The 24,026-nt window shown below is 73.9% G+C and carries 18 protein-coding genes, 1 tRNA gene and 1 other RNA gene; 8 read left to right on the top strand and 12 right to left on the bottom strand.

What is annotated here, in order from left to right:
- Window positions 1-246 precede the first annotated feature (246 nt).
- Window positions 247-2,472: a serine/threonine-protein kinase gene (locus O1G21_RS20860; RefSeq protein WP_270145993.1), complete on the top strand. Its 2,226-nt coding sequence runs from the start codon at window positions 247-249 to the stop codon at window positions 2,470-2,472.
- Window positions 2,473-3,051: 579 nt separating this feature from the next.
- Here O1G21_RS20860 and O1G21_RS20855 read toward each other — a convergent pair.
- Window positions 3,052-5,811 (bottom strand): AAA family ATPase, encoded by a 2,760-nt coding sequence (locus O1G21_RS20855; protein WP_270145991.1) that lies wholly within the window; start codon window positions 5,809-5,811, stop codon window positions 3,052-3,054.
- A gap of 154 nt (window positions 5,812-5,965) precedes the next feature.
- Between O1G21_RS20855 and O1G21_RS20850 the strand changes: the two genes are divergently transcribed.
- The 4 genes from O1G21_RS20850 to O1G21_RS20835 all read left to right on the top strand — a co-directional run bounded on the left by O1G21_RS20850 (window position 5,966) and on the right by O1G21_RS20835 (window position 10,469).
- A complete protein-coding gene (locus O1G21_RS20850; RefSeq protein WP_270145989.1) occupies window positions 5,966-6,343 on the top strand; it encodes a nuclear transport factor 2 family protein in 378 nt (125 codons plus the stop codon).
- 115 nt (window positions 6,344-6,458) lie between these two features.
- The gene (locus O1G21_RS20845; RefSeq protein WP_270145987.1) at window positions 6,459-7,883 is read left to right on the top strand and encodes an MFS transporter; all 1,425 of its coding nucleotides are present in this window, start codon (window positions 6,459-6,461) and stop codon (window positions 7,881-7,883) included.
- A gap of 118 nt (window positions 7,884-8,001) precedes the next feature.
- Window positions 8,002-9,852, top strand: coding sequence for a S9 family peptidase (locus O1G21_RS20840; RefSeq protein ID WP_270145985.1), 1,851 nt, complete (start codon window positions 8,002-8,004; stop codon window positions 9,850-9,852).
- Window positions 9,849-10,469: a hypothetical protein gene (locus O1G21_RS20835; protein WP_270145983.1), complete on the top strand. Its 621-nt coding sequence runs from the start codon at window positions 9,849-9,851 to the stop codon at window positions 10,467-10,469. The genes O1G21_RS20840 and O1G21_RS20835 overlap by 4 nt, the downstream gene beginning before the upstream one ends.
- A gap of 74 nt (window positions 10,470-10,543) precedes the next feature.
- Here the strand turns inward: O1G21_RS20835 and O1G21_RS20830 are convergent, their stop codons facing one another.
- From O1G21_RS20830 to ffs, 10 genes are all read right to left on the bottom strand, one after another.
- Window positions 10,544-11,335 carry an SURF1 family protein gene (locus tag O1G21_RS20830; RefSeq protein ID WP_270145981.1) on the bottom strand — a complete coding sequence of 264 codons (792 nt, stop codon included), beginning with the start codon at window positions 11,333-11,335 and terminating at the stop codon, window positions 10,544-10,546.
- A gap of 84 nt (window positions 11,336-11,419) precedes the next feature.
- The gene (locus O1G21_RS20825) at window positions 11,420-12,577 is read right to left on the bottom strand and encodes a hypothetical protein (protein WP_270145979.1); all 1,158 of its coding nucleotides are present in this window, start codon (window positions 12,575-12,577) and stop codon (window positions 11,420-11,422) included.
- Window positions 12,570-13,115 (bottom strand): SigE family RNA polymerase sigma factor, encoded by a 546-nt coding sequence (locus O1G21_RS20820; protein WP_270145977.1) that lies wholly within the window; start codon window positions 13,113-13,115, stop codon window positions 12,570-12,572. Before O1G21_RS20820 ends, O1G21_RS20825 begins: the two co-directional genes overlap by 8 nt.
- Before the next feature lie 295 nt (window positions 13,116-13,410).
- The gene (locus tag O1G21_RS20815) at window positions 13,411-14,472 is read right to left on the bottom strand and encodes an aspartate-semialdehyde dehydrogenase (protein WP_270145975.1); all 1,062 of its coding nucleotides are present in this window, start codon (window positions 14,470-14,472) and stop codon (window positions 13,411-13,413) included.
- 28 nt (window positions 14,473-14,500) lie between these two features.
- Window positions 14,501-15,781 carry an aspartate kinase gene (locus tag O1G21_RS20810; RefSeq protein WP_270145973.1) on the bottom strand — a complete coding sequence of 427 codons (1,281 nt, stop codon included), beginning with the start codon at window positions 15,779-15,781 and terminating at the stop codon, window positions 14,501-14,503.
- A 327-nt stretch (window positions 15,782-16,108) separates the two neighbouring features.
- Window positions 16,109-16,816: a DUF5063 domain-containing protein gene (locus tag O1G21_RS20805; protein ID WP_270145971.1), complete on the bottom strand. Its 708-nt coding sequence runs from the start codon at window positions 16,814-16,816 to the stop codon at window positions 16,109-16,111.
- On the bottom strand, window positions 16,809-17,408 hold the full coding sequence (gene recR / locus O1G21_RS20800) for a recombination mediator RecR (RefSeq protein WP_030288200.1): 600 nt from the start codon (window positions 17,406-17,408) through the stop codon (window positions 16,809-16,811). Before recR ends, O1G21_RS20805 begins: the two co-directional genes overlap by 8 nt.
- Before the next feature lie 193 nt (window positions 17,409-17,601).
- Window positions 17,602-17,940, bottom strand: coding sequence for a YbaB/EbfC family nucleoid-associated protein (locus O1G21_RS20795; protein WP_270145967.1), 339 nt, complete (start codon window positions 17,938-17,940; stop codon window positions 17,602-17,604).
- 102 nt (window positions 17,941-18,042) lie between these two features.
- Window positions 18,043-20,253, bottom strand: coding sequence for a DNA polymerase III subunit gamma and tau (locus O1G21_RS20790; protein ID WP_270145966.1), 2,211 nt, complete (start codon window positions 20,251-20,253; stop codon window positions 18,043-18,045).
- An 87-nt stretch (window positions 20,254-20,340) separates the two neighbouring features.
- Window positions 20,341-20,437, bottom strand: an RNA gene (ffs, locus tag O1G21_RS20785) — signal recognition particle sRNA small type.
- Window positions 20,438-20,545: 108 nt separating this feature from the next.
- Here ffs and O1G21_RS20780 point away from each other — a divergent pair.
- Window positions 20,546-20,630: transfer RNA gene (locus O1G21_RS20780), tRNA-Ser, on the top strand.
- Window positions 20,631-20,879: 249 nt separating this feature from the next.
- On the opposite strand, the gene O1G21_RS20775 is transcribed toward O1G21_RS20780, so the two are convergent.
- The gene (locus O1G21_RS20775; RefSeq protein WP_270145965.1) at window positions 20,880-22,034 is read right to left on the bottom strand and encodes a serine hydrolase domain-containing protein; all 1,155 of its coding nucleotides are present in this window, start codon (window positions 22,032-22,034) and stop codon (window positions 20,880-20,882) included.
- Between the two features lie 34 nt (window positions 22,035-22,068).
- Between O1G21_RS20775 and O1G21_RS20770 the strand changes: the two genes are divergently transcribed.
- Both O1G21_RS20770 and O1G21_RS20765 read left to right on the top strand, forming a co-directional pair.
- Window positions 22,069-22,734, top strand: coding sequence for a response regulator transcription factor (locus O1G21_RS20770; protein ID WP_270151137.1), 666 nt, complete (start codon window positions 22,069-22,071; stop codon window positions 22,732-22,734).
- A complete protein-coding gene (locus O1G21_RS20765; RefSeq protein WP_270145963.1) occupies window positions 22,731-23,996 on the top strand; it encodes a sensor histidine kinase in 1,266 nt (421 codons plus the stop codon). Before O1G21_RS20770 ends, O1G21_RS20765 begins: the two co-directional genes overlap by 4 nt.
- The last annotated feature ends 30 nt before the right edge of the window (window positions 23,997-24,026 follow it).

Raw genomic sequence — 24,026 nt, 5'->3', positions numbered from 1 at the left:
CGTTGCGCGTGACCAACTGAGTGACCGAGTCTCAGAGCCTCGTCCACCCAGTGGCCCCAGAGCGCTTCCACTCGCCGGGCCGGCAGCGCGATGGTGCGCCGGGTCCGGTCCACAAGTTCGGCCTCGACACGGTCGAGCAGCGGATGGACCCGCAGTTCTGAGGGCTGCCGTCGGTTCGTGGACGGGTGCCCCACTAGGCTGGGCCGGTCGGTCGGGTGGCCGCATGCCTGGGGGAGGGGTCGGGACGTGACCTTGCTGGAGAACGATCCGCGGGAGATCGGCGGGTACCTCCTGGAGGGCAGGCTCGGCGCGGGCGGGATGGGTGTGGTGTACCGTGCCCGGTCGGCGTCCGGCCGCCAGGTGGCGGTGAAGGTGATCCGGCCGGAGCTGGCCGCGGACGCCGAGTTCCGGGCCCGGTTCCGGCTGGAGGTCACGGCGGCGCGCAAGGTCAGCGGGGCGTTCACCGCACCCGTGCTCGACGCGGATGCCGATGCGCCGGCGCCCTGGCTCGTCACCCTCTTCATCCCCGGCCCGTCCCTGAGCGAACGGGTCGCCGGCCAGGGCCCCTTGACCCCGCCCGAGGTCCTCCGGCTCGCCGCCGGACTGGCCGAAGCACTCCGCGAGATCCACCGCGTCGGCCTGGTGCACCGCGACCTCAAGCCCGGCAACGTGCTGCTCGCCGAGGACGGCCCGCGCGTCATCGACTTCGGCATCGCGCGGGCGGCGGGCGAGACCCAGCTGACCAGCACCGGCGTGGCCGTCGGCACCCCGCCGTTCATGGCGCCCGAGCAGTTCCGCAGCGGCACGGCGACGGCGGCCACGGACGTGTTCGCTCTGGGCTCGGTACTGGCGTTCGCGGCTACCGGGCGCGGGCCGTTCGGTGCGGACTCCTCACACGCGGTGGGCTTTCGGGTGGTGTACGAGGAGCCGGACCTGACCGGGCTCGCGGCTGAGCTGCGTCCGCTGATCGTTGCCTGCCTGGCGAAAGACCCGGAGCAACGGCCCACGGTGGAGCGGTTGTTGGGGCTTTCTACGGGGGGTGAGCGGGAGCGGACGGTTCAGTTCCGGACCGGGCCGGTGGCTCCGACTCCGGTGACGCCGACGCCGACGGCCCCGGCGGTGCCGCTCGCGTCGGTGGCTCCTCCGGCTCCCGCGGCCGCGCCCCCGGCCACTCCGCCGGTCGTGCCCGCCGCGCCCGCAGCGCCGACGGGCCCGGTACCGCCGACCGTCCCCGCGTACATGGCGGCCCCCGCCACCCACCCGTCCCTCGCCGACGCCGCCGCGCGCCCACGGAGGCGCAAGGGCGTGCTGATCGGCTCGGTGCTGTCCGCGGTCGTCGTCGCCACGGGGGGCACCCTGGGCTTCCTCGCCTGGCGGGACCACGGCCCGGACGAGCCGGGGTCCCGTGGCTCGAAGCCCGGCCCGTCCTCCTCAGTGACGGCGACGGCTACGGCGACGACCGCCGCCTCAGCCTGCGGCCCCGACGGCAAGCAGGCGGTCGGCGCGGACGGGCTGCAGGTGGCCCTCGTCAAGCAGTGGCAGGCGGATTACGCCAAGGAGTGCCCAGGCGCCGAGATCACCTTCAACGGCCCCGCGAGCGGCACCGTGATGGACCAGTACGCGACCTTCAAGTCCGACGGCGTCGCCCTGGACTCGCCGATGACGGCCGATCAGCGGGCCGTCGTCGGCCGCCACTGCCCCACCGGCTACGCCTCCCAGATCCCGGTCACCGTGCTGCCGATCGCCGTGGTCTACAACACGCCCGGGCTGCAGGGGCTGGAGTTCGACGCCCCGACGCTCGCCAAGATCTTCACTGGCAAGATCACCAAGTGGAACGACCCGGCGATCAAGGCGCTCAACTCGATCTGGAACCTGCCGGACTCGCCGATCGACGTACGGATCCCGAGCAACGAGTCGGCGTCCACCGCCATCTTCACCCAGTACCTCGCCAAGGCGGCGCCCGCCGACTTCCCCTACCAGCCGGGCCGGGCGTGGCCCGACAAGTCGCGGCCCGCGTCCGGCACGAACGCGTCCGACCTCCCCGCCTACGTCGCCGGGGACCAGTGGTCGATGTCCTTCGTGCCGCTCCCGGACGCCGGCACCCTCCAGAAGGCCAAGGTGAAGTTCGGCGGCTCCCAGGCGGTGGAACTCACCCCCCACTCCGCCAGCATGATGGCCGCCGGGGGCTCGGTGCAGGGCACGGGCACCAACCTGACGGTCACGATCGACTACGCGAGGCCCGCCTCGGGCAGCTACCCCATCGTCGACGTCGGCTACATCGGCTTCTGCGACCACGGCGGGGCCGATCGCGCCCTCGCCGGCACCGCCGTCCTGACCAACTTCCTGGCCCACGGGCTGAGCGCGCCGGGCCAGGCAGTCGGCGAGAACCTCATGTACGGCCCGCTGCCGGAGGCCCTGACAAGGCGCGTGCTGGATTCCCTGGCCCCCCTGCGGCTGAAGCCCGGCAATTGATCGAGGAGCGGCGCTGTACGGATTGAGCGTCACCAGGTGGGCGAGGCGCTGATCTCGACGACGTGCGAGGACTTCGTGAACCGGATCGGGCGGCACGTCCGGGCCGCCTCGAAGGACCGGATGGACGCGCGCACATGGCAGTTCATCGCGGACGAGTTCCTGGAGTACCTGGGCGCGCGCTCTCGGTCGGGACACCCGCACTCGACAGTCCGGAGGCCGGGGCCGTCCTCGCGGACGCCACCGAGGCGGCGGCCGGGGCCGTACCGCACTCGATGCACTACGGGTGGGGACACCTTCCGGATCACCCTCGACTAGGTGAACTTCGGGATGCACTACCGCGACGAGGAGGCGGGCGAGGAGCGGTCCCGGGTCACGGCCCGGGAGGTGCTCGACGCGCAGCCGAGGACGTGGACCAGGAGGCCGTTGACGAGTCCTCAACGCCGCCGCGGCCCGCGTCCCGCTGCGTCGGGCCCCGGGGGCTCGGACGGGCTGTGGATTTTCCCGGCCAAGCCGGTACGGGGCGTCCCGCGGCGCCCGCGGCCGCCCGTCTGCCGGTCGGTGTTTTCCGTCCGGGGCGGGTCAGAGGACGGTGGGGAGGGCTGCGCGGGAGGTGATGCCGAGTTTGGGGTAGGCCTTGTAGAGGTGGTGGGCGACGGTGCGGGGGCTGAGGAACAGTTGGGCGGCGATGTCGCGGTTGGTGAGGCCTTGGGCGGCCAGGCGGGCGATCTGGAGTTCTTGAGGGGTGAGGGAGTGGAGGGGGGTGAGGGGGGCTTGGGGGGCGGGAGTGCCGGTGGCGGAGAGTTCGGTGCGGGCGCGGGCGGACCAGGGGTGGGCGGAGAGGCGGTCGAAGGTTTCCAGGGCGGCGGTGAGGTGGGGGCGGGCGTCGGTGCGGCGGCGGGTGCGGCGGAGCCATTCACCGTAGAGGAGGGCGGTGCGGGCGTGTTCGAAGGGGCGGTGGGTGGTGGCGTGGAGGTCGAGGGCGGCGCGGTAGGCGGGTTCGGCGAGTTCGTCGGGGCCGAGCAGGGCCTGGCAGCGCAGGCGTAGGGCTTCGGCCCAGGGGCGGTCGGCGGCGGCGGTCCAGCGGGCGAAGCGTTCGTAGGGTTCGGCGGCGCGTTCCGGGGTGCCGAGGCGGACGGCGGCCTCGACCAGGTCGGGGACGGCCCGGGTGGCGCTGACGTGGTGGCGGTGCGGGCCGGTGGTGAGGGCGTGGAGGCGGTCGGCGGCGCCGGCGGCGCGGCCCTGGCCGAGGTCGAGCAGGGCGAGTGCCCACTGGGCCCAGGGATGGCCGGCGGCGGGGGCGGCGGTCTGCGGGCCGGTGGTGGCGAGGGCGGTGGTGGCCAGTTCGGTGCAGCGTTCGGCGCGGCCGTCGAGGGCGGCCAGGTAGGCGAGCAGTGCGCCGAGTTGGCTGACCCACTGGTGCTGGCCGGTGTCCTGGGCGAGGGCGAACGCCTCGGTGGCGGTGAGTTCGGCGTCGGCGTGGCGGCCGTGGAAGAGTTCCGCTTCGGCGAGGAAGAACTGCAGGGTGGGCATCACCCCGAGGCTGCCCTTGGCGCGGGCCTCGGCGACCAGTTCGCCGCCGAGGTCGACGGTCTCCTCGTCGCGGCCGAGGACGAGGGTGGCGCCGCAGAGTTGGACCAGGTCGGCGGGGCTCTCGGCGCCGGCCCGGCGGGCGGCTTCGACGGCCTCGCGGGCGGTCGGCAGGACGGTGGGCAGGGCGCTCTGCAGGGCGGCGGGCAGGGCGGCGGGCCGGCCGAGGGCTGGGAGGACGGCGGTGGGCAGGTAGCGGGCGAGCGGGGCGAGGGGGTCGTCGGCGGCCAGTGGCAGGGCGGCGAGGCGCGCGAGCACGTCGGCCACCGACTCCTCCCCCGCGTACCAGGCGGCGTGGAAGGCCTGGAACAGCATCCGGGCGGCGTGGCTGGGTTCGATGCCGTCACCACCGGTCGTTGCGGCGGCGTCGAGCAGCAGCCGGTAGGCCGTCGGGTACGAGCCGCGCCAGAAGTGCGCGGTGGCCCGGACGTGGTCCAGCAGGGCGTGGGCGAGGACGCTGTCGGTGCGGGCGGCGGCCTCGTCGGCGAGGGCTTCGGCCCGGTCCAACTCACCTTCCTCGGTGGCGGCTTCGGCGGCCAGGACGAGGCGGCGGGTGGCGCCGTCGCGGTCGGGGGTGAGCCGGGCGGCGCGTTCGTATGCGGCCGCGCCGCCGTGCCCGCCGCGCCGTCCGGTGCGGACGGCGGTGCGCTCCAGCGCGTCGGCGAGGGCTGCGTCGGGGGCGGTGGCGGCGAGGGCGAGGTGCCAGGTGCGGCGGTCGCCCTCCGGCAGAACCCCGGCGATGGTGCGGTGGACCGTCAGCCGCTGGTGGTGCGGGGCGCGCTGGAGGATGGCGGAGCGCAGCAGCGGGTGGCGGAAGGCGATCCGGCGGTCGGGGGTGACCGTGACCAGGCCGGATTCCTCGGCGGGGGTGAGGTGTTCGGCGTCGATGCCGAGCCCGGCGGCGGCGGGTAGCACGACGTCGAGTTCGCCGCTCTCCTCGGCGGCGGCGACCAGCAGCAGGGTCTGGGTGGCCGGGGGCAGCCCGGTGACCTGGCCGTGGAAGGCGATCAGCAGTCGGCTGGTGAGCGGGAGGCCGCCCGCGGTGTGCGCCTGCGGCCCGGTGGCGACGGGGAGTTCGGTGAGGGCGAGCGGGTTGCCGGCGGCTTCGGCGAGCAGCCGGTCGCGGACGGCGGCGGGCAGGTCGGGGCCGGCCCGCTCGCTCAGCAGCCGGGTGGCGTCGGCCTCGGCCAGGCCGGTCACCCGCATTTCGGGCAGGCCGAGTTGGCGCTCGGAGGTCGGGGCGCCACCCTCGGTGCGGGCAGCGAGCAACAGGGCGACGCCTTCGGCCTGGAGGCGCCGGGCGGCCAGCAGCAGGGCGTCCAGGGAGGCCCGGTCGAGCCACTGCACGTCGTCGAGCACGCACAACAGCGGCTGTTCGGCAGCGAGTTCGGCGAGCAGTCCGAGGGTGGCGAGGCCGACCAGCAGCCGGTCGGCGGGGGCGGTCGGCTCCTCGCCGAGCCCGAACGCCGCCTCCAGGGCACGTCGTTGCGGTCCGGGCAGGACGTCCAGCCGGTCCAGACCGGGCGCCAGCAACAGGCTCAGTCCGGCGAAGGGCAGTTCGGCCTCGTACTCGACGCCCGCCGCCCGGATCACCCGGAACGCCGTCCCGGCGCGGGCGACGGCGTCGTCCAGCAGGGCGGTCTTGCCGATCCCCGCCTCGCCGCGGAGCAGCAGCACCCCGCTGCGGCCGTCCCGCGCCCGCGCCAACAGGCCGTCGACGGCGGCCTGTTCGTGTTCCCTCCCGTACAACATGCCCCGACCCTACCGAGCCGCCCGCCGGTACCCGGGCGCAATACCTACGTAGGCAGGTACGGATACGTGACCGATTCGCCGCCGGCCGCCCGTCCCTACCTTTGTGAGCAGCGGGAACGACCGCCAACCACCCACCGGAACACGGGAGATGACCATGACCGAGATCACCGCCGCCACCCTCCAGCAGCTCGCCGAGCGCTACCTGGCGGTCTGGAACGAGACCGATCCGGCGGCCCGCCGCAAGCTGATCGACGAGGTGTGGGCCGAGGACGGCCGCTACACCGACCCGCTGGCCGCCGTCGTCGGCCGGGACGCCATCGACGCGCTGATCGGCGCGGCCCAGGCCCAGTTCCCGGGGCTGGAGTTCACCCTCGGCCCGGTGGACGCGCACCACGACATCGCCCGGTTCACCTGGAACCTCGGGCCGGCGGGCGCCGAGCCGGTGGTGATCGGCTTCGACGTGCTGGCGGCCACCCCGGAGGGCCGGATCGGCACCGTGCACGGGTTCCTGGACCGCGTCCCGGGCGCCTGAGCAACCCGGAAACCCCACCACCCGGGGCGCCGCCCCCCCCCGGCGGCGCCCCGCCCCCATCGCCCCCGCCCCCCTTCGCACCCCCACGACGGCACCCCCTGGAGGAGAGCCCGAGATGAGCACCGCCCTGGAAACCCGGCCGCCGGCCGAAGCCGCGGCAGCCCCGGCGGAGCAGGCACCCGCCCCCAGGGGCCTGCTGCCGGTCGTCCTGACCGCCACCTTCATGACCGCGCTCGACACCTTCGTCGTCAACGTCGCCGTCCCCTCCGTCCAGGCCGACCTGGGCGCCGGCCCGGCGGTCGTCCAGTGGGTGATGGCCGGGTTCGGCCTGGCCCTCGCCGTCGGGCTGGTCACCGCCGGGCGGCTCGGCGACCGGTACGGCCGGCGCCGGGTGTTCGCGCTCGGCCTGGCCCTGTTCACCCTCGCCTCGGCGGGCTGCGGCCTCGCCCCCACCGCCGCCGCGCTGGTCGGCGGACGGGTCGCCCAGGGCCTGGCGGCCGCGCTGATGGGCCCGCAGGTGCTGGCGATCCTGCGGACGGCGTTCAGCGGCGCCGCGCAGGCCCGGGCCTTCGCCCGGTACGGGCTGACCATGGGCATTGGCGCGGTGTTCGGTCAGCTGATCGGCGGGTTGCTGATCCGCGCGGACCTGCTCGGCCTCGGCTGGCGCAGCTGCTTCCTGATCAACCTGCCGATCGGCCTTGCCGCCCTGGCCGCCGTCCGCCGCTGCCTGCCGGAGTCGCGCGCCCCGCAGCGGCCGGGGCTGGACCCGGTCGGCGTGCTGCTGGTGTCCGTCGCGCTGACCGCGCTGGTGCTGCCGCTGATCCAGGGCCCCGGCCTGCACTGGCCGCTGTGGACGGTGCTCTGCCTCGCCGCCGCGGGCGTCCTGCTCGCCGCCTTCGCCGTCCACCAGCACCGCACCACCGCGACCGGCACCCCGCTGGTCGACACCCGGCTGTTCCGCGGCCGCGCCTTCCGCACCGGACTGCTCGCCCAGCTCGCCTTCTGGCTGGGCCAGGCCTCCTTCTTCCTGGTCCTGGCCCTGCACCTGCAGCTGGGCCGCGGCCTGGACGCGCTGGGTTCCGGGTTGGTGTTCACCGCGATCGGCCTCGGCTACCTGCTCACCTCGAACGCCACCCACCTGGTCACCGCCCGCCTCGGCGAGCGCCGCACGATCACCGTCGGCGGGCTGCTGATGGCCGTCGGGCTGGGTCTGCTCGCCCTGGCCGCCCACGACGCGGCGGAGGCGAGCGTCTGGTGGCTGGCGCCCGGGCTGTTCGTGGACGGCCTCGGCATGGGCCTGGTGATCGCCCCGGTCACCACCGTCGTCCTGGCGGCCGTCGAGCCCGAGCTGGCCGGTGCGGCGGCCGGGGTGGTGGCCACCGTGCAGCAGGTCGGCGGCGCGGTCGGGATCGCGCTGATCGGACTGCTCTACTACGGCGCCGGCGACCCGACCGCCGCTTTCGGCCGCAGCGTGACGGCGCTGGCGGTGCTGGAGCTGGTGCTGGTGGGACTGGTCCGGCTGCTGCCGCGCCGTTCGTGAACACAACACGTGGACACAACCCGTGAACACAACACGTGAGCACCGCAGGAGCGGGGGCGGGCGGGGTGAACCCGCCCGCCCGTTCCGTTCCGTCCCCCCGATCGGGTTGGATGGTCGGATGAGCGAGGAGAAGAGCGCCGTACCGGCGTGGGAGCAGCGGTTCCGGGCAGCACGGGTGTCACTGCCCGACTGGGCCGAGGACGCCCCCGACCGGGCGCTGTACGTGTCCAACGCGACCGGCACCTACGAGGTCTACGCCTGGGACCGTGCCACCGGCACCCACCGCAGGGTCACCGACCGTCCGAACGGCACCACCGACGCCGAGCTGTCCCCGGACGGCGCCTGGGTCTGGTGGTTCGACGACCACGACGGCGACGAGTTCGGCGTCTGGCGCCGCCAGCCCTTCGCGGGCGGCCCGGACGAGGAGGCCGTGCCCGGCCTCGCCCCCTCCTACTCGGCCGGTCTGGCCCTCGGCCGCGACGGCACGGTGGTCGTCGGCCGGTCCACCGACGAGCACGGCACCACCCTCCACCTGCGCCGCCCGGGCGCGGCGGAGCCGGTCGAGATCTACCGGCACGAGGAGTACGGCGGCGTCGGCGACCTCAGCCACGACGCCACCCTGCTCGCGATCGACCACACCGAGCACGGCGACGCGATGCACTCCGCGATCCGGGTGGTCCGGATCACCGCCGACGCTGTCGAGACGGTCGCCGAGCTGGACGAGGTCACCGGCCGGGACGAGCCGCGCGGCGTCGCCTGCCTGGGCTTCGCCCCGGTCGAGGGCGACACCCGGCTGCTGGTCGCCCACCAGCGCACCGGCCGCTGGGAGCCGATGATCTGGGACGTGGCCACCGGCGCCGAGACCGCCCTCCCGCTGCGCGACGAGCAGGGCCGCGAGCTGCCCGGCGACGTCTCCGCGCAGTGGCGCCCGGGCGCGGCGGAGCTGCTGGTCGAGCACGAGTACGAGGCGCGCAGCGAGCTGTTCACCTACACGCTCGCGGACGGTCGGCTGACCCGCCTGGAGACCCCGCGCGGCACCGTCGGGGGCGCGACCGCCCGTCCGGACGGCACCGTGGAGTACCTGTGGTCCTCCGCCGCCGAGCCGTCCGCCGTGCGCTCCACCGCCGGTGCGGTCGTACTGCGGGCACCCGGCCCGGTGCCGCCCGCCTCCGTCCCGGTCGAGGACGTCTGGGTGGACGGGCCCGGCGGGCGGGTGCACGCCTTGGTGCAGCGCCCGCGCACGGCCGGTCCGGGCCCGTACCCGACCGTGTTCGAGATCCACGGCGGCCCGACCCACCACGACAGCGACGCCTTCGCGGCCGGCCCGGCGGCCTGGCTGGACCACGGCTTCGCGGTGGTCCGGGTCAACTACCGCGGCTCGACCGGCTACGGCCAGGCCTGGACCGACGCGCTGCACGAACGGGTCGGCCTGATCGAGCTGGAGGACATCGCGGCCGTCCGGGAGTGGGCGGTCTCCAGCGGCCTGGCCGATCCGCGGCGGCTGGTGCTCACCGGCGGCAGCTGGGGCGGCTACCTGACCCTGCTCGGCCTGGGCGTGCAGCCCGACAGCTGGTCGCTGGGCGTCGCCGCCGTGCCGGTCGCGGACTACCACGCCGCGTACGCCGACGAGATGGAGGCGCTCAAGTCGCTGGACCGCACGCTCTTCGGCGGCACCCCGGAGGAGGTCCCGGAGCGCTTCACCGCCTCCTCGCCGCTGACCTACGTCGAGCGGGTGCGGGTGCCGGTGTACATCAGCGCCGGGGTCAACGACCCGCGCTGCCCGATCCGGCAGATCGACAACTACGTCGAGCGGCTGGAGCAGCTCGGCAAGCCGCACGAGGTGTACCGGTACGACGCCGGGCACGGCTCGCTGGTCGTGGAGGAGCGGATCAAGCAGCTGCGGCTGGAGATCGACTTCGTCCGGCGGCATCTGGGCGTTCCGGGCGGGAGCACCGGAGGAGCTGGGTGAGACGTCTGCTGACGCTCGCGGGAGCGGCGGTGGCCGGGGCGCTGGTGCTCAGCGGCTGCTCGGGCTCACACGGCGACGAGGCGGACTGCCCGGCGCCGGTCGCGCCGCGGCCGGCGAGCCCGTCGGCGGGGCTGCCGACTGCTGCCGCCACTCCGACGGCGGCTCCGACGGCCGTGCCGTCCGGTTCGGCGACGAAGGCGAACGCGCTGGGCACCGGTCCGGCCGTCGTACGGGCGTCGTACGGGCCGGGCTCGGCGGAGGCCACGGGCGGGGAGGAGCGGGACGCGGCCGAGCGCGGCGGGTCCGGCGGCTCGCACGGGTCGAGCGGCTCGCACGGTTCGAGCGGTTCCAAGGGCTCGTCCGGTTCCAAGGGCTCGTCCGGTTCGAAGGGCGGTCGCACCACGCACCACCACATCGACCACTACGACTCGAACGACCAGATCGGCGGACACGGCCACGGCCACTGCCGCGGCGGGTCCGAGCCGGCGGACGACGACCCGGCGACGCCCTTCGGCGGCGGGCAGAGCCCGACGGCCCCCATCCAGTCCCCGACGCCGACCGTCGTACCGACGCCGGCCAAGCCACTGCCGACGCCGACCGGCAAGCCGTCCCGGTGAGCCGACCCGGCAAGTCCCGGTAAGCCATCCCGGCACGCCCCGGTGAACCGTCCCGGCGAGTCCCAGCGGGTCGGTCAGTCCAGGACCGGGTCCAGCCCGAGGGCCCGGTCCTGCTCCGCCTCCGCCTCCCGGCGCAGCAGGCGGAACCACATGAAGATCACGAAGCCCGCGAAGACGAACCACTCCAGGGTGTAGCCCAGGTTCTGGAACGCCCGCAGGGTGAGCCCGTCCCCGCCCTGCGGCTGCACGGTCGGGACCGCGGTCAGCCCGGCGGGCACCTGGTCGGCGGCCACCCAGCCGTCGTACCAGCCGTCGTAGGCCAGCACGTTCAGCAGCGAGGCCCGGTTGATCATGCCGAGCTGCCCGGCGGGCAGGCCGCCCGCGACCGCGCCGTTGCTGCCCACCGACTCGTTGGCCTGCAGCCGCCCGGTCACCGTCACCTGCCCGGTGGGGGCCGCCTCGGCCGCGGGGGCGGCGCCGGACGGGGCGCCGGGTGCCCAGCCCCGCACCACGGCGACGGCGTGTCCGTCGGCGGTGCGCAGCGGAGTGAGCACGTAGTAGCCCTGCTTGCCGTCCAACACCCGATTGGGGACGAGGAGTTGGTGCTCCGTGTCGAAGCTTCCGGTCACCGTGACGGGCTTGCCGACGGTCTCCGTGGTCACCTGCGGGGTGGTCGGGCCGAGCAGCGCGTCGATCGGCCGGGCTTCACCCGATGCGGTGAGCGACGCCTTGGTCTCCTGGTGGGTGGAGACGCGGTCCTCGAACCGGCCGAGCTGCCAGGAGCCCAGCCAGACGCACACCACCACGGCCGCCATCGCCAGGGCGGTGCCGCCCAGCCAGCGCGGAGTCAGGAGGAACCGGTACACACCCCCCACGGTAACCACTCCTCACACCGCTCCGGACCACAGGGTCCGCCGCCGGACGCGGCACCGGCCCGGGCGGTCGCACGCTCAGCCGGCCGCGGGCGTCCCCGACGGCTGGGCCGCGGAGCCGCCGGCCGGCTGCACCCCGCCCCGGTAGAGGGTCCCGCCGCACTCGACCGGCAGCGAGGCCGTCGCGGCCGCCGGGTTGCCCGGCGCCGGGGTATGGGCGATGGTGGCGGTGGCCTGCGCGGAGGTGGGGTTGCCGCTCGGGGTGGCGGTCGGGCTCGGCGCCGACGACGTCCCGGACGTGGGCGAGGAGCTGGCCTGCGGGTTGGCGCTCGGCGCCGCCGAGGGTCCGGAGGCCGGGGCGGCGCCCGAGGCGGCGGGGGCCTGGGTGGTCAGCGAGGCCTGGTTGGCGCCGGTGGTCGGCGCGCCGGTGGCGCCGCCGGAGGAACCGCAGCCCTGGTCGGGGATCCACGCGAACGGCACCCGGTAGCCCGCCTGCGGCGCGAGCACCGGCGGTTCGGCGTCCATCGCGGGCAGGTTGCCCGCCGGGTCGCCCGGGGAGTGGTCGGCGGTGCGGACCCGGCTGCGGTCGGTGCCGCTGACGCCGGTGACGGCCACCGCGCCCGGTCCGCCGAGGCGGCAGCTGTGCCCGGAGACGTTGTACACGGTGAAGGAGCCGTAGATCCGGCCCTGCGCGTCCGCCGGGCCGATCTGTGCGGTGCCCTGCCCGAGGTCCGTCCGGGTGCACAGCGGGAGGATCCCGCCGTCGGCGGTGCCGGTGGCTCCGGTGGGGGTGGCGGTGCCGGGGCGGGTGGCGTCCGCGCCGGGGCTGGGTGAGGCGGTGCCGGTGCCCGCCGAGGGGGTGGTGTCCCCACTGCCGGAGCCGGTGTGCGTGCCGACGCCGGTGGCGCCGCCGCCGAGCGCGGTGCCGCTGGGGGCGGCGAGGGTCGCACCGTTGGCCTCCGTGGAGCCGGGCCCGCCGGACAGTCCGAGGCGGTCGCCCTCACGCAGCACGGGCAGGGCGATCGCGACCGCCAGTGCCAGCGCCGCCGCGCCGGTCCAGGCCCCGCGCCGGGCGGCCCTCCGCCGGGGTACGGCCTGCCGGATCCGGGGCAGGGCGCCGGTCCCGGGCTGGATCCCGGCCACCGCGTGCCGCATCAGCTCGCGCAGCGCCCGTTCCTCGGAGGAGAGGTCCGGGACGTCGTCGTCCTCGGGCCGCTGCCGGGCGCCGTCAGCCATGTCCGGCCTCCATCTGGATCCGGAGGGCGGCGAGTCCGCGTGAGCCGTACGCCTTCACGGAACCGAGCGAGATGCCCAGGGTCTCGGCGACCTGCGCCTCCGTCATGTCCACGAAGTAACGCAGCACCAGAACCTCCCGCTGACGGCGTTGCAGACCCTTGAGCGCGGCCTTCAGCTGGTCGCGCTCCAGGGCATCGTAGGCACCTTCTTCTGCACTGGCCATGTCAGGCATGGGCTTCGGCAGCAGTCGCAGGCCGAGGATCCGGCGGCGCAGCGTGGAGCGCGACAGGTTGACCACCGTCTGCCGCAGGTAGGCCAGGGTCTTCTCGGGCTCGCGCACCCGGCGCCGGGCGGCGTGCACCCGGATGAAGGCCTCCTGCACGACGTCCTCGCAGGTGGAGAGGTCGTCCAGGAGCAGCGCGGCGAGCCGCAGCAGCGAGCGGTAGTGCGCCTGGTAGGTCGCGGTGAGCAGGTCCTCGCTGGTACCCGCGTCGGTACCGGCACCGGAGTCCGCCGCACCGGGTGCGGCCGCCGTCATCTGGTCTTCTTCCGGCCTACTCGAAGACCACGGGGAGCGCGACGGGAAGGTCACCACGGCCCTCGCCGGGATGCCCGCCCTTGCCCCCACCATCACGTTCGCCACGCCCGTTGGACACTCGATCCCCTGTCATGGTTGCCCAGCCCGGGGCCCATTCTTCCGCATCGGCCGAAGAGGCCTCCAGGGGATTCCCCCGGGATTCCGGACGGATTGTGTCGAGGAGCGGACACAGGTCCGGACATCCTCGGGCACAAAGGGCCCTCCGCCCCGGACCGATGACGGATCCTAGGAGATCCTAGGAGTCCTGCACCGTCAGTTCACCGGCCACCAGCTCGGCGATCTGCAGCAGGTTGAGCGCGGCTCCCTTGCGCAGGTTGTCGCCACAGAGGAAGAGGTCGAGCGCGTCCGGCTCGTCCAGCGCCCGGCGCACCCGCCCGGCCCAGACCGGGTCGGTGCCGACCACGTCGTTCGGGGTGGGGAACTCCCCGGCCGCCGGGTCGTCGTAGAGGACCACGCCGGGCGTCTCGCGCAGGATGTCCTGCGCGTGCTCCTGGCTGACCTCGCGCTCGAAGCGGGCGTGCACGGCCAGCGCGTGGGTGCGGACCACCGGGACGCGCACGCAGGTCGCGGAGACCCGCAGGGCGGGCAGGCCGAGGATCTTGCGGGTCTCGTCGCGCAGGCCGAGCTCCTGGGCGGACCAGCCGCCCTCGCTCAGGCCGCCGGTCCAGGGCACGGCGTTGAGGGCGAGCGGGGCGGCGAACGGCCCCCCGTCGGCGATCACCGCGCGCAGGTCGCCGGTCTGCCGGCCGACCTCGGTGCCGGCCACCAGGGCGGTCTGCTCGCGCAGCGCCGCCACACCGGCCCGGCCCTCGCCGCTGGCGGCCTGGTAGGTGGCGACCACCAGCTGCTCCAGCCCGTACTCGGCGTGCAGCGCGCCGACCACCGGGACCAGCGCGAGCGTGGTGCCGGCCGGACTGGCCACGATGCCGCGCGGACGGATCCGCAGCGCGGCCGCGTTGACCTCGGGGACGACCAGCGGGACGTCCCCGGCGGTGCGGAAGGCGGCCGAGTCGTCGACCACCACGATGCCCTTGGCCGCCGCGATCGGCGCCCACTGGGCGGAGACCGCGTCGGGGGCGGCGAACACGGCGACGTCGATCCCCGCGAAGGCCTCCTCGGTCAGCGGCACGACCTCGACCGGCTCCCCGCGCACCACCGGCGTACGGCCGGCCGAGCGCGGGGAGGCGACGAGTCGGACCTCGCCCCAGACGTCCTGACGGAGCGAGAGCAGGCCGAGCAGCACCTCGCCGACCGCGCCGGTGGCGCCGACGACGGCGAGGTTCGGGCGCCGGGTCATCCCCGGAGGCCCCTGCCCGGCTCCCGGGTCATCGCCCGGTGCCGCCGTAGACGACGGCCTCGTCGCTCTCGCTGTCCAGGCCGAAGGCGCTGTGCACGGCGCGGACCGCCTCCGGCACGTCGTCGGCGCGGGTGACCACCGAGATGCGGATCTCCGAGGTGGAGATCAGCTCGATGTTGACGCCCGCGGCGGACAGCGCCTCGAAGAAGGTGGCGGTGACGCCCGGGTTGGAGCGCATGCCCGCGCCGACCAGCGAGATCTTGCCGATCGCGTCGTCGTAGCGCAGCGACTCGTAGCCGATGCCCTCCTTGACCCGGCCGAGCGCGTCGATGGCCTTCTGGCCCTCGGTCTTGGGCAGGGTGAAGGAGATGTCGGTCAGGCCGGTCGACGCGGCGGAGACGTTCTGCACCACCATGTCGATGTTGACCTCGGCGTCGGCGATGGCGCGGAAGATGCGCGCTGCCTCGCCCGGCTTGTCGGGCACGCCGACGACCGTGACCTTGGCCTCGGAGGTGTCGTGGGCGACTCCGGAGATGATGGCCTGCTCCATCTCGCCCCCTTCGGGCTCGTTCGGGTTGTCGTTGCTGACGATCGTCCCGGGAAGACCCGAGAAGGACGAGCGTACGTGAATCGGGATGTTGTAGCGGCGGGCGTACTCCACACAGCGGTCGAGCAGCACCTTGGAACCGGACGAGGCCAGCTCCAGCATGTCCTCGTACGCGATCCAGTCGATCTTGCGCGCCTTCTTCACCACGCGCGGGTCGGCGGTGAACACGCCGTCCACGTCGGTGTAGATCTCGCAGACCTCGGCCTTGAGCGCGGCGGCCAGTGCGACGGCGGTGGTGTCCGAGCCGCCGCGACCCAGCGTGGTGATGTCCTTGCTGGTCTGGGACACGCCCTGGAAGCCGGCCACGATCGCGATGTTGCCCTCGTCCAGGGCGGTGCGGATGCGACCCGGCGTCACGTCGATGATGCGCGCCTTGTTGTGGACGGAGTCGGTGATGACACCGGCCTGGCTGCCCGTGAAGGACTGGGCCTCGTGACCCAGGGATTTGATCGCCATGGCCAGCAGCGCCATGGAGATGCGCTCTCCAGCGGTCAGCAGCATGTCGAACTCACGGCCGGCAGGGAGCGGTGACACCTGCTCCGCGAGTTCGATGAGCTCGTCCGTCGTGTCGCCCATCGCGGACACCACGACGACGACCTCATGGCCGGCCTTCTTGGCGTCAACGATTCGGCGGGCAACGCGCTTGATGCCGTCGGCATCCGCAACGGATGAGCCGCCGTACTTCTGCACGACAAGGCCCACGTGCGCTCCTCGACTAGTGTCGTTTTCCGGGGGCGCCAGGCCCCCGTACCCCCGGGTGAAAGGGGGGTGCGGTCCGCGCCAGTCTACCGAGCAGGGGTGCCCTGACCGGCGGCTTCCACATGGTGAGACGGCGGTTTCAGCAAGTGGGCGGCGATTCGGGCGGGCCACCGGCAGGTCTGCGGGCACCCGGCGCGGTTCCGCAGAATCCTCCGAAGAATGCCCGGCGGCGCTGCCGGATTTCTTTTCCGGGCGGATTGCCGAGGCATTCGTCACAACGATCTCCGGATCTCCGGTGGCCCGGATCGCGGGGAACCACCGGGCGCCGGACTACCGGCCGAGACCGAGCTCGGCCGCCATCAGGTCGCCCGCCTGCTGCTCCAGCTGCTCGTCGGTGAGCCCGTCGTCGTCGGTGTCCGCACCGTCCGCCGCCGCACCGATCGGGCTGTCCAGCCGGACGTGGGCGATCAGCGACTGCAGCGCCCGCAGCACCGCCGTGCAGGTCGTGCCCCAGTTGGAGAGGTACGAGAACTGCCACCACCACAGCGCCTCGCTGACCCTGCCCTCCCGGTAGTGGGTCAGGCCGTGCTGGAGCTCGCTGACCACGCCCGCCAGGTCGTCCGAGATCCGGAAGGCGTTCGGCTTCTCCGGCGGGCCGTACGGGTCGAAGACCTCGTGGTAGACGTCGATCGGCGCGAGCAGCTCGGCGAGGCGCTCGCGCAGCTGCTCGCCGTCCGGCTCCGGCCCGGCGTCGGGCTCGAAGCGGTCCTCCGGGACGACGTCCTCGATGGCGCCCAGCCGGCCGCCGGCCAGCAGCAGCTGCGAGACCTCCAGGAGCAGCAGCGAGACCACGCTGCCCGGTTCGTCGCCCTTGGCGACCTCGGTGACGGCGAGCACGAAGCTCTCCACCGAGTCGGCGATCTGCACGGCGAAGTCGTCCGGCTCGGAGCCGTGGCCGTGGGTGTGCGGGGCGTGGGCCTCGGGCTCCGCGTGGGGGTGCGGGCCGTGCGGCTGCTGGTTGATCGTCCGGTCAGACATCGAGCAGTCGTCTCCCTTCGAAGGCGCGGCCGAGGGTGACCTCGTCCGCGTACTCCAGGTCCCCGCCGACGGGCAGTCCGCTCGCCAGCCGGGTCACCTTCAGGCCCATCGGCTTGCAGAGCCGGGCCAGGTAGGTGGCGGTCGCCTCCCCCTCCAGGTTGGGGTCGGTGGCCAGGATCAGCTCGGTGACCGTGCCGTCCGCGAGGCGCGCGAGCAGCTCGCGGATGCGCAGGTCGTCCGGGCCGACGCCCTCGATGGGGCTGATCGCGCCGCCCAGCACGTGGTAGCGGCCGCGGAACTCACGGGTGCGCTCGATGGCGACGACGTCCTTGGGCTCCTCGACCACGCAGATGACGGCGAGGTCGCGGCGCGGGTCCAGGCAGACCCGGCACTGCTCGGCCTCCGCGACGTTGCCGCAGACCACGCAGAAGCGGACCTTGTCCTTGACCTCCAGCAGCGCGTGCGCGAGGCGGCGCACGTCGACCGGGTCGGCCTGCAGCACGTGGAAGGCGATCCGCTGGGCGCTCTTGGGCCCGACGCCGGGCAACCTGCCCAGTTCGTCGATCAGGTCCTGAACCACGCCCTCGTACAACGTCGCGCCTTCCCTCGGTCGGTCGGTGGTGCCCTGGTCGGAGGTGCTCCGGTGCCATCATCCAACGAATCGGGCGCCGGACACACCGGCCGACGCCCGACTCCCACAGAAATCACATGAGGAACATCCCGAACGGGAGGTTCTGGGACGCCCTGGAAGGGACGCCCAGGACGTGCCGTCCCAGCAGCGCGTCCTAGAAGGGCAGGCCCGGGATGCCGCCGCCCATGCCCTGGGTCAGCGGGCCCATCCGCTCGGCCTGCAGCTTCTGGGCCGCCTGGCTGGCGTCCCGGACGGCCGCCAGGATCAGGTCGGCCAGGGTCTCGGTGTCCTCCGGATCGACCGCGGCCGGGGCGATGTTCAGCGCCACCAGCTCACCCGAGCCCGTCACCGTGGCCTCGACCAGGCCGCCGCCCGCCGTACCGTTCACCTTCGCCTCGGCCAGCTCCTGCTGGGCCTTCGCGAGCTCCTGCTGCATCTTCTGCGCCTGCTTGAGCAGCTGCTGCATGTTGGGCTGACCACCACCGGGAAACACGGCTCACTCCTTGCTGTCACGCGTTCTTCGTTCGTCACCGCTGAGCCTACGGGCCCGGACCTGCCCGTGGGGACCGCGCCCGGGGTGCCGTGGTCGCCTCGACTAGTTGCCGCGGTGGTGGATCTCCTCCAGCACCGTGGCGCCCAGCTCCCGGATGATCAGCTCCTGGCCGGAGAACGCCTCCTCGTTGAGGTCCGGGTCGTCCTCCTCCGGGATGTCGTCCTCCGGAGCCACCGACTGCACCGGACGGGCCGGGGGCGCCGCCACCGACGGCGGAGCCTGCACCGGCGTGGGGGCCTGCACCGGCGCCGGCGGCTGGGGCAGCGACTGGACCGGGGCGGGCGCCTGCACCTGCGGCTGGGGCTGCACCGGGGCGGGAGCGGCCATCGGCGGCGCGGCGGCCGCCGGACGGGCCGGGGCACCCCAGCCACCCCCGGCCGGGGCGGCCGCGGCCGGGGCCGTGCCCCCGCCGCCTCCGACTCCTCCGCCTACAGCTCCTCCGCCTCCGCCGGACGGGTCGACGATGCACTCGATCCGCCAGTCCACGCCCAGCGCGTCGGACAGCGCCTGGCGCAGCACGTCGTCGCTGTTGCTGCCGACGAAGCTGTCCCGGGCGCCCGCGTTGATGAACGAGACCTGGAGCGTGCTGCCGTCGAACCCGGCCACCTGACCGTTCTGGCTGAGCAGGATCCAGGTGAAGCGGCGGCGGTTCTTCACCGCCTCGAGGATCTGCGGCCACAGCTGCCGGACCTGCGCGGCACCCTGCTGCGCGGCAGCGGACGGCTGGCCACCGGGAGCCGGGGCCGCCTGCTGGACCGGGGGCGGGGTGGGCGCGGGCTGCGGGACCTGCGGTTGCGGCACGGGCGCGGCGGCCGCAGGGGCCGGTGCGCCGCCGACGGGCGGGAAGCTGCGCGGGATCGGCCAGGCGCCCGGGGCGGGCCCGGCCGGAGGCGGGGTCGCCTGCACGGGGGCCGGCGTCGCGGCGACGGGCGCCACGACGGGCGTGGCCGCCGGCGCGGGCACCTCCACCGGCACCTCCACCGACGGGCCCGCCGGTACGGCCGCGGGCGGAGCCATCGGCGCGGCCGCCATCGGGGCAGCCATCGGCGGGACCGCCATCGGCGCCGTCCCGGCCGACGCGGCGAAACCGCCCGCGGCCGCCCGGCGCTCCAGCTTGTCCAGTCGCGCCTGCAACGAGAGCTCGTCGCTGTACGCGCCCGGCAGCATCACCCGGGCACAGATCAGCTCCAGCTGGAGCCGCGGCGCCGCGTTGCCGCGCATCTCGGTCAGCCCGGTGTTGACGATGTCAGCCGCCCGGCTCAGCTCGGCCGCGCCGAACGCGTCCGCCTGCGCCTGCATCACCGCGATCCGGTCCGCCGGCGCGTCGATCAGCCCCTTCTCCCCCGCCTCCGGCACGGTGGCGAGGATCACCAGGTCGCGCAGCCGCTCCAGCAGGTCGGTGACGAACCGGCGCGGGTCGTGCCCACCCTCGACCACCCGGTCGATCACCTGGAACACCGTCGCCCCGTCGTGCGCGGCGAAGGCGTCCACCACCTCGTCCAGCAGCGCCGAGTCGGTGTACCCGAGCAGGGCCGTCGCCATCTGGTACGTGACGCCGCCCTCGCCGGCACCGGCCAGCAGCTGGTCCATGACCGACATCGAGTCACGCACCGAGCCCGCGCCGGCCCGTACCACCAGCGGGAACACCGGGTCCTCGACCTGGATGCCCTCGCGGCCGCAGACGTCCGCCAGGTAGTCGCGCAGCGTGCCGGGCGGGACCAGCCGGAACGGGTAGTGGTGGGTGCGGGACCGGATCGTCCCGATCACCTTCTCCGGCTCGGTGGTCGCGAAGATGAACTTGAGGTGCTCCGGCGGCTCCTCCACCACCTTGAGCAGCGCGTTGAACCCGGCCGAGGTCACCATGTGCGCCTCGTCCAGGATGAAGATCTTGTACCGGCTGTGCACCGGCGCGAAGAAGGCCCGCTCGCGCAGCTCACGCGCGTCGTCCACACCACCGTGCGAGGCGGCGTCGATCTCGATCACGTCGATCGAGCCGGGCCCGCCGGTCGCGAGGTCCCGACAGGACTGGCACTCCCCGCAGGGTGTCGGCGTCGGCCCCTGCTCACAGTTCAGGCAACGGGCCAGGATGCGCGCGCTCGTCGTCTTGCCACAGCCGCGCGGCCCGCTGAACAGGTACGCGTGGTTGACCCTGTTGTTGCGCAGGGCCTGCTGGAGCGGAGCGGTCACGTGCTCCTGCCCGATGACCTCCGCGAAGGTCTCGGGGCGGTAGCGGCGGTACAGGGCTAGGGACACACCACCGACGATATCGGGACGGGCCGACAAACGCGTCGCCCCTTCACCCCCGACCCCGCACTCCCCCGCCCCGCACTCCCCCAGAAACGCGAAGACCCCCCGTGCACCCGCCAGAGCCCTCCTACCCTTGCTGCCTTCCGGCCCTGGGGGGGTTCAGAGAGATGACGCCACACGAGGGGCTGACCCCCACACTACCGGATCCCGGCCCCGACGATCCACAGGCCACCCCCGCCCTCCCGCCTGCGGGATAGCTGGTCGCGAGCACCCCAAAACATGTACTAAGCTCTCCCACGGAGGATTCGCCTAGAGGCCTAGGGCGCACGCTTGGAAAGCGTGTTGGGATAAAACCCTCACGAGTTCGAATCTCGTATCCTCCGCCTCTGCCCAGCTGGGCAGTTGAAGGCCCCGACCGGGTTCCCGGTCGGGGCCTTCTTCTGTTCCGTGGCCTCAGTTTTGGCCTCAGTCGCGAATCCGGGCCTCGGCGGCGGCCTCTGGGCCACCGCCGTCAACCTCTCCTCCGCCGGCGCCGACCCGGCGGTGACCATCGGCCGAGCCTCTACCGACACCTTCCCCGGCATCGCCCCGCCGTCGCGCTGGTGGCCCGTGCCCGCGACCTGCGGAGGACCTCAAGGCCGCTGGTGGCCGGCGTCCGGGTTCGCGCACAGGGCGTCGTCAACCAACTTGGTCTCGGCCTGTTCCACGTGCAGGACATCCTGCGTGGAATTGGCGCGGACGCCCGACAACGACACCACGACGCTGCGCCGGCCGTCAGCGGGGACCCCGGTGGCGGTGATCCAGCCGGCATCACCGCCCTCATGGCCCCAGTACACCCCGCCGCAGGACAGCGGGCGTGAGAAGAGCCCCAGCCCGTCACGGGCGCCCGGCAGGAGCCGCTCGAACTCCTCGCCGACCGGCATGGTCTGCTGCATCTGCGCCATCTGCGCCGGTCGCAGGAGCCGGCCGCCGAGCAAGGCGCGGAAGAACCGGTTGAGATCGGCGGTGGTGGAGACGAGCCCGGCCTCTCCGTTGGTGCCCTGGCCGACCTGCTCGGTGACGTCCACGAGCGGCTCGCCGGGTTCGAAGCTCTGGTAGGTCTCCGCGTGCGGCCGGGGCAGCGTGGGTGAAGTACCCGGCCAGAAGGTGTGATCGAGGCCGAGCGGCCGGACGATCCGGTCCCTCACCTCCTCGTGCCAGGAGTGCCCGGCGACCCGCTCGATGATCATGCCGAGCAGGACGTAATCGGTATTGGAGTAGCTCCAGCTCCCGTCCTTGCCGGGCGGGAAGTCCGGGCGGTGGCGCATCGCCCGGGCGACGGTCTGCTCGGGCGTGTAGCTGTCGTACCGGTGCTGCTGGAAGTCCGCCGCCGAGGCGTAGTCCGGGTAGTCGTCGTGGATGCCGCTGGTGTGCTGCAGCAGTTCGCGGATGGTGATCGCGTGACCGTCGTTGCCGTTTCCGGACACCACGCCGGGCAGCCAGCGGTCGACCGAGTCGTCCAGGGAGAGCCTGCGATCACCGGCGAGTTGCAGGGTCACGGTGGCCACGAACGCCTTGGTGACACTAGCCATCCGGAAGTAGCCGTTCCGAGAGACCGGCTGTCGGACCCTCAGGTCCGCGACACCACTGGTGGCGGTCAGGCTCCGGCCGCCGGAGGTGACCAGGCGGGCCTGCACTCCCGTGGCGCCGACTGCGGTGATCGCATCGGCGTCGCGCTGGAGCTGGGTCCGGTCGGAGCAGGCCGCCGACGCTTCGCCAGATGGTGCGGACCACCGCCGGACACGCATGGACGAACCGGCCGATATCATTCCCGGCGTGCGAGTGCTGGTGGTTGAGGACGACGAGGATCTGCGGTTCGCGGTCGTGGCCGCCCTGCGGGGCGGTGGGATGGCCGTCGACGAGGCATGCGATCTTCCAGCCGCGGACGAGGCGCTCTTCGTCAACGACTACAGCTGCGTGGTGTTCGACCGCATGCTGCCGGCCGGCGACTCCGCCGAGTACGTCCAGGGCATGCGACGCGATGGGCATACCGTCCCGGTGCTGTTCCTCACCGCCCGCGACACCGTTGCCGACCGGGTGGAGGGCTTCGCGACCGGCGGTGACGACTACCTGGTCAAGCCGTTCGCCGTGCCGGAGCTGGTGGCCCGGGTGCGCAGCCTGTGCCGGCGGGTCGAGGCCCCCCGCTCGCCAGTCCACCGCTGCGGCGGGCTGGAGATCAACACGGCCCGCCGTACGGTGCACCGTGACGGCGTGCTGCTGGGCCTGACCGGCAAGGAGTTCGCTGTCCTGGAGATGCTGGCCGCCCGCCCCGGAGAGGCGGTGCGCCGCGCCGAACTGATCGAGGGCTGCTGGGATGAGCTGACCGAGCCCAACTCCAACGTCGTCGAGGTACTGGTCTCCCAGTTGCGCCGCAAGATCGGCGATCCGCCGCTGATCCACACCGTCCGAGGTGTCGGCTACCGCCTGGACGGGGAGTCGGACGGGTGAGACCGCCGACCCCGGCGGGCCGCATCCGAAGGCTGCGCCGGCGCATCGCGCTGCTCTTCACCCTGACCAGTGCCGCTGCCCTGATCGGCATGGCCGCTCTCGCCGTCCACGCGGACGACACGTCTTGGCGCGGACAGGTCGACGCCGACCTGACGGCGCGCGTGCGCGAGGCCGTCGCCGAACTTCGGGTCGGTGACGACGGCGCGCTGCTGTATCCGGACCCCAAGGAGGGCGGCTACGACTGCCCGGCCGTGACCCTGTTGACCGGGCCGCCGGACCGCCTCACCGTGGCCGCCCAGGCACACCGGCCCTGTGCCATCGCAGCGCCCGCCGCCGTCATGGCGGTGGCGCAGGCCGCCGCCGCTCCGGGCACCGCCCGTGCCACCTCGCACGACCAGGGCGGCCACCCGGTACGGCTGTTCGCCCAGTCCTTCCTCGCACCACCGGACGAGGACGGTCTCACCGGTGTCGTCGTCGCGGCCACCGACATCTCCGCCCACCAGAGCGCGCACAACCGGCTGACACTGGAGATCACGGCCGCGTGCGCCGCCCTGATCGGCCTGTCCGCGCTCTCCGGCCGACTGCTGGCCGGGCGGGCGGTCCGGCCCGCGCTCGCCGCACTCGACCAGCAGGAGGCATTCCTCGCTGATGCCGCCCACGACCTGCGCACCCCCGCCGCCTCACTGCGACTGCTCGCCGAGACCGGCCTGCGCGGCGAGGCCGAACCCACCGAGGTCCTCCGGCGCACCCTGCGCCTGTCGACCCGCATGGGAGAGCTGGTCGAGGGCCTGCTCACCCGCGCCCGGCTAATGGCGGGGGTGGTCGACCTCGACCTCGAACCGCTGCGCCTCGACCAGCTCGTCGACGCCGTTGTCACCGACACCCCGGCCGAGGGCCACCGAGTGCGCACCCGCACCGAACCGGTCATCGTCCGCGCCGACCCGGCACTGCTGCGCCGGGCCGTCGCCAACCTGCTCGGGAACGCGCTCGCCCACGGCCACGCCCTGGGCGAAGCCGCCGACGTCGAGGTCACGGTGAGCGCGGACGGCACGGTGGCCGTGGACGACGCGGGGCCCGGCGTACCGCCCGAACGGGCGCACTCGCTCTTCGAACGCTTCCACAGCGGCGCGGGCTCCAGCGGCCTGGGCCTGTCCATCGCCGCCTGGGTGGCCCATGCGCACGGCGGATCGCTCACCGTCACGGCAAGCGAGCGCGGCGGCGCCCGCTTCCTGCTGCGCGTCCCCGTGCACCCGCGGCCCTGACCGCCCCGCCGTCCTCACCGAAGCCTCAGG

It is taken from the genome of Kitasatospora cathayae (assembly GCF_027627435.1).
GTDB classification, from domain to species: domain Bacteria; phylum Actinomycetota; class Actinomycetes; order Streptomycetales; family Streptomycetaceae; genus Kitasatospora; species Kitasatospora cathayae.
Note: the sequence above shows the minus strand (reverse complement) of the source record. Positions and strands in the feature narration are given on the sequence as shown.